General features: G+C 73.0%; 5 protein-coding genes. 4 read left to right on the top strand and 1 reads right to left on the bottom strand.

Translation table 11 applies throughout. The features are described 5' to 3' along the window. Positions 1-361: 361 nt before the first annotated feature. On the bottom strand, positions 362-1,747 hold the full coding sequence (locus ACFWEP_RS30255; RefSeq protein ID WP_387374810.1) for a cation:dicarboxylate symporter family transporter: 1,386 nt from the start codon (positions 1,745-1,747) through the stop codon (positions 362-364). Positions 1,748-2,304: 557 nt separating this feature from the next. Here ACFWEP_RS30255 and ACFWEP_RS30250 point away from each other — a divergent pair. From ACFWEP_RS30250 to ACFWEP_RS30235, 4 genes are all read left to right on the top strand, one after another. Continuing rightward, the gene (locus tag ACFWEP_RS30250) at positions 2,305-3,999 is read left to right on the top strand and encodes an ATP-binding protein (RefSeq protein ID WP_387374808.1); all 1,695 of its coding nucleotides are present in this window, start codon (positions 2,305-2,307) and stop codon (positions 3,997-3,999) included. Continuing rightward, entirely contained in the window at positions 3,996-4,670 is a 675-nt protein-coding gene (locus ACFWEP_RS30245; RefSeq protein WP_387374806.1) for a response regulator, read from the top strand. Before ACFWEP_RS30250 ends, ACFWEP_RS30245 begins: the two co-directional genes overlap by 4 nt. A gap of 116 nt (positions 4,671-4,786) precedes the next feature. Further along, positions 4,787-5,269 (top strand): carboxymuconolactone decarboxylase family protein, encoded by a 483-nt coding sequence (locus ACFWEP_RS30240; RefSeq protein ID WP_387374804.1) that lies wholly within the window; start codon positions 4,787-4,789, stop codon positions 5,267-5,269. Between the two features lie 49 nt (positions 5,270-5,318). Next, entirely contained in the window at positions 5,319-5,876 is a 558-nt protein-coding gene (locus ACFWEP_RS30235; RefSeq protein WP_387374802.1) for an NADPH-dependent FMN reductase, read from the top strand. Positions 5,877-6,019: the final 143 nt, after the last annotated feature.

Here is a 6,019-nt window from a genome sequence, read left to right as displayed (position 1 = left end):
AGCGGGGGAAGCCCGGTACGAGTCCGTGGAGCGGGGGAAGCCCGGTACGAGTCCGTGGAGCGGGGGAAGCCCGGTACGAGTCCGTGGAGCGGGGGAAGCCCGGTACGAGTCCGTGGAGCGGGGGAAGCCCGGTACGAGTCCGTGGAGCGGGGGAAGCCCGGTACGAGTCCGTGGAGCGGGGGAAGCCCGGTACGAGTCCGTGGAGCGGGGGAAGCCCGGTACGAGTCCGTGGAGCGGGGGAAGCCCGGTACGAGTCCGTGGAGCGGGGGAAGCCCGGTACGAGTCCGTGGAGCGGGGGGGAAGCCTGGTACGAGTCCGTGCGGCTCGCCACGGGCCCGGTACCGGTCGGCGTTCGCCCTGGTCAGACCTTCGCCGGCACCCCTCCACCGTCGCGCTGGTCGGGCACCTCTTCGGCGGCCGGAGAACCGGCCCCCGTGGCCGGGGCCGGAGGCGCCTCGTCCTCCAGCATCCGCTCGTCGAAGGGCAGGTTGCCGGCCAGGACCTCGTCCACCCGGGCCCGGTCGATCTCCTTGGTCCAGGTGCCGACGAGGACGGTGGCGACGGCGTTCCCGGCGAAGTTGGTCAGGGCGCGGGCCTCGCTCATGAAGCGGTCGATGCCGACGATCAGGCCGACGCCGTCCACGAGTCCGGGGCGGTGCGACTGGAGGCCGCCCGCGAGGGTGGCGAGTCCGGCGCCGGTGACTCCGGCGGCGCCCTTGGAGGCGATGACCATGAAGACGAGGAGGGAGATCTGCTCGCCCGCGCTCAGCGGGTCGCCCATGGCGTTGGCGATGAAGAGGGACGACATCGTGAGGTAGATGGCGGTGCCGTCGAGGTTGAAGGAGTAGCCGGTCGGCACGGTGATGCCGACGACGGGCTTGCTGACGCCGAGGTGCTCCATCTTCGCGATGAGGCGCGGCAGGGCCGACTCGGAGGACGAGGTCGACAGGATCAGCAGGAACTCGCGGCCGAGGTACTTCAGCAGCAGGAGCAGGTTCACCCCGGCGACCAGGCGCAGGATGGTCCCGAGGACGACGAAGACGAAGATCGCACAGGTGACGTAGAAGCCGACCATGATGATGGCGAGCGACTTCAGCGCGTCCACGCCGGTCTCGCCGACCACCGCCGCCATCGCGCCGAAAGCGCCGACGGGGGCCGCCCACATGATCATCGCGAGGATGCGGAAGACCAGCTTCTGGATGTGGCCGACGCCGCGCAGGATCGGTTCACCGGCGGAGCCGAGGGCCTGGAGGGCGAAGCCGGCGAGCAGCGCGATCAGCAGGGTCTGGAGGACCTCGCCCTCGGTGAAGGCCGAGACCATGGTCTTCGGGATGATGCCGAGCAGGAAGTCGGCGGTGGACTCGCTCGCCCCCGCCGCCTGCTTCTCCCCGGCCGCGCGGACGGTCTCGGTGAGGTGCAGGCCGGAGCCGGGTTCCAGGATGTTGCCGACGATCAGGCCGATGGCGAGGGCGACGGTCGACATCACCAGGAAGTAGCCGAGTGCCAGCCCGCCCACCGCGCCGACCTTGGCGGCCTTGCGCACCGAACCGACGCCCAGCACGATCGTGCAGAAGATGATCGGCGAGATCATCATCTTGATGAGGTTGACGAAGCCGGTCCCGATGGGCTTCAGCTCGACGGCGACCCCGGGGGCGGCGAAGCCCACGACGATGCCGAGCACCACCGCGCCGATGACGGCGATGTACAGGTACTGGGTGCGGTCCCGCTGTCCGGCTGTCCCTGCCACGGGTGCCTCCTGGGTTCGATCTCGGCTCGGTCGCGTCGCGTACGGGCCTCGGGGACCCGGGGGCCCGGGGGCGTACGAGCCCGCTCGCCCCGGGCACGTACGGGTCCCGTCCTCGGGGCGCGTACCGGCCCCCGTCCCTGGGGGCCCCGGTGACTATCCACCCGGCAGTGACGCGGGTCACCCTTGTGTTCATAACGTTCACGCGGGCCGGAGCGGCGGGCCCGGAACAACGCCTGGCCCCGGTACGCGTGCCGTCGTCGGCCTCCGCCCAGGACCCGATGCCGGACCAGGGGCAGGAGAGACCGAAGCGGGCTCGGAGTCCGAGGACGGGCACGAGGACACCGAGCGGCTCCGGACCGTCTGCCGGCGGGGCCGGGGCATCGCCTTCGCGTCGCCGGACCGGACGACGCGGAGCTGATCCACCGCTGGCGCTCCGACCCCCGTCATCGCCCGCGAGGCCGGCACGTGGCCGCGTTCCGCCCGGGTGGCGCCCGTACCCGGCGCTCCCTCCCACCCGTGATCGCGCCCCTCCCCGCTCCCGGGGCAGACTGTCCGCCATGCGTTTCTTCCGTCCCCGTCCGCGCAGCCTGGCCGGACAGCTGTTCGCCATGCAGGTCGTCCTGATCGCCGCCGTGGTGGCCGGCGGGGCGGTCTTCGCGTACGTCTCCGGCTCCGCGCGGGCCGAGGAGACCGCGCGGCGGCAGGTGCGGGCGGCGGCGCTGGCGATCGCGGGCTCGCCCTCCGTGCGGGAGGCGATCCGCACCTCGGACCCGTCCACCGTGCTCCAGCCGTACGCGGAGCAGGTCCGCGAGGGCACCGGGATCGCGTTCGTGACGATCATGGATCCGCAGGGCGTCCGCTGGACGCACCCGGACCCCACGCGCATCGGCGAGACCTTCCTCGGGCACACCGATCGGGCGCTGAAGGGCGAGACCTTCGAGGAGACGTACACCGGCACGCTCGGGCCGTCGATCCGCGTGGTCACCCCGGTGCGTGACGGGGGCCGGATCACCGGGCTGGTCAGCGCGGGCATCACCGTGGAGCGGGTCTCCTCCCAGGTGCGGGGGCAGTTGCGGGCGCTGAGCCTCGCGGCGGCCGGCGCGCTGGCGCTCGGCGGGATCGGTACGTACGTGATCAACGCCCGGCTGCGCCGTCACACGCACGGGATGAACGCGGCCGAGCTGAGCCGGATGCACGACTACCACGAGGCGGCCCTGCACGCGGTGCGGGAGGGACTGCTGATGCTGGACGGGCAGCGCAGGATCGCGCTGATCAACGACGCGGGCCGGGAGCTGCTCGGGCTCGGTCCCGAGGCGGTCGGCCGGAGGGTCGACGCGCTGGCGCTGCCGCTCTCGCTGACGGGTGCGCTGCTGGCGTCCGAGCCTCGGGTGGACGAGCTCCATCTGACGGCGGACCGGGTGATCGTGCTCAACTCCCGTCCGGTGGTGGGCGGAGAGCAGCGGGGCACCGTGGCGACCCTGCGGGATCACACCGAACTGCAAGCCCTTTCGGGCGAATTGGACTCGGAGCGAGGCTTCTCGCACGCGTTGCGCGCGCAGGCGCACGAGGCGGCGAACCGGTTGCACACGGTGGTGTCCCTCATCGAACTGGGCCGTGCCGAGGAGGCGGTGGGGTTCGCGACCGCCGAGCTCGAACTGGCTCAGATGCTGACGGACCAGGTGGTGGCCGCGGTCGCCGAGCCGGTGCTCGCGGCCATGTTGCTCGGCAAGGCGGCCCAGGCCGGTGAGCGCGGGGTGGAGCTGGTACTGGCCGAGGACAGCCGGATCGACGACGGGGTGCTGCCCCTCACCCTGGCGCAGCGGGACCTGGTCACGGTGCTGGGCAATCTGATCGACAACGCGACGGACGCGGCGGCGGAGGGACCCTTGGCCCCGGCCGCCCTCCCCGTCCCCGCGCCTCGCGAGGACGATCCGGCACCGGCGCAGGCACCCGTCCGTCCCCGGGTCACGGTCACCGCCGTCGCCGAGGCCGGGGAGCTGCTGCTGAAGGTGGCGGACAACGGCCCCGGGGTCGGGCGCGAGGACGCCGAGGCGGTCTTCCGCACCGGCTGGTCGACGCACGGCACGGGCCGGGGGCTCGGACTCGCGCTGGTCCGCCAGACCGTGCGGCGCAACGGCGGCACGGTGGAGCTGGGGCGGGGTCCGGACGGCGGCGCGGAGTTCTCCGTACGCCTGCCCATCGGCGACCGTGCCCCCGGCCTGCCCGGGACCGCCGCGGGAGGGCACGCGTGATCCGGGTCCTGGTCGTCGAGGACGACCCGGTGGCCGCCGACGCGCACCGGATGTACGTGGCACGGGTGGCGGGCTTCGAGGTGGTGGCGGTGGCGCACACCCGGGCGGAGGCGGTTCGGGCGCTGGACCGGGAGCCCGTCGATCTGCTGCTGCTCGACCTGTACCTCCCCGACGGCCACGGGCTTCAGCTCCTGCGCGCGCTGCGGGCGGCCGGGCACGGCGCCGACGTGATCGCGGTGACCTCGGCGAGGGACCTCGCGGTGGTGCGGGAGGGCGTCTCGCTGGGGGTCGTGCAGTACGTGCTGAAGCCGTTCACCTACCCGACGCTGCGGGACCGGCTGGTGCGGTACGCGGAGTTCCGGGCGGCGGCCGGTGAGGCGAGCGGCCAGGAGGAGGTGGACCGGGCGCTCGGGGTGCTGCGCGCCCCGCATCCGGCGACGCTGCCGAAGGGGCTGAGCGCGCCGACGCTGGAGGCGGTGACCCGTGAGCTGCGCGGGGCGCCGGACGGGGTGACGGCCGCGGCCACCGGCGAGGCGCTGGGTATCTCCCGGATCACCGCACGCCGTTATCTGGAGCACCTCGTCGGTCTCGGCCGTGCCGCCCGCCGGCCGCACTACGGCCAGGTGGGACGGCCCGAACTGCACTACCGGTGGGTGCCGCAGGCGCGCTGAGCGGCGCCCCGGAGCCGGTTCGCCGACGAGGCGTGTCACATTCCGCGGGGTTGCCCTGTCTGAGCTGTGTACGCACCACCACGGGGTGCGTGTCCACCACCGGCGAGGAGCCCACCATGACCACTCACAGCGCCCGGCTCGACCTCTTCGGCAACCCGGCCGTCACCAGGATGCTGGGGCACTTCACAGCGGCGGGGAAGGCGGTCTCGGCGCTGAACGTGCCCGCCGCCACGCAGGAGCTGGTCAAGATCCGCGCCAGCCAGATCAACGGCTGCGGATTCTGCACCGACATGCACACCAAGGAGGCCGCGGCGGCCGGGGAGAGTGCGGTGCGCCTCGCTCTGGTCGCGGTCTGGCGGGAAGCCACGGTGTTCACCGAGGCCGAGCGTGCCGCGCTCGAACTGGCCGAGCAGGGCACCCGGATCGCGGACGCGGCCGGCGGGGTCACGGACAAGGCGTGGGAGGCCGCGGCCAAGCACTACGACGAGGAGCAGCTCGTCGCCCTGGTCTCGCTCGTCGCGGTCATCAACGCCTTCAACCGGCTGAACGTCATGGTCCGGCAGCCGGCCGGCGACTACCAGCCGGGCCAGTTCGGCTGACGAGCACGGACCGGTCCCAGGGAAACCCAGCAGAGGGGAAACACCAGCCATGACCACCATCGCCGTCGTCGTCGGCAGTGTCCGCCCGGGTCGTGTGACCCGGGCGGTGGCCGACTGGGCGCACACCGTCGCCGCCGGGCGCCCGGACGCCCGTTACGAGGTCGTCGACCTCGCCGACCACGACCTGGCCTTCGACGAGGAGGCGCATGCGCCCCGGTCCGGGCGGTACGAGCACGCCCACACGCGGCGCTGGGCGGCGACGGTCGCGGGGTTCGACGGATTCCTCTTCGTCACCCCGGAGTACAACCACAGTGCCCCGGCCGTGCTGAAGAACGCGCTCGACCACCTCTACGACGAGTGGAACGACAAGGCCGCCGGTTTCGTCAGCCTCGGGTTCGCGGGCGGGGTACGCGCGGCGGAGCATCTGCGGGGCGTCGCCGCCGAGCTCCAGCTCGCCACGGTGCAGGCGCAGCTCGCGCTGAACCTCTCGGACGACTTCGCGGAGTACCCGGTCTTCGCTCCCACCGGAACCCGGGAGAAGGAACTCACCCGTGTGCTCGACCAGTTGGAGCGCTGGGCCGGGGCGCTGAAGACGCTGCGCGGCTGAACGGCACACCGGCGGGCACGGCCGCGGGAAGGGCCGGAACGCGGGAAGGGCCGGAAGGCCGGAAGGCCGGAAGGCCGGAAGGCCGGAAGGCCGGAAGGCCGGAAGGCCGGAAGGCCGGAAGGCCGGAAGGCCGGAAGGCCGGA

This window comes from Streptomyces sp. NPDC060198 (genome assembly GCF_042728415.1).
Taxonomy (GTDB): domain Bacteria; phylum Actinomycetota; class Actinomycetes; order Streptomycetales; family Streptomycetaceae; genus Streptomyces.
This window is presented reverse-complemented; position numbering and strand designations above follow the sequence as displayed.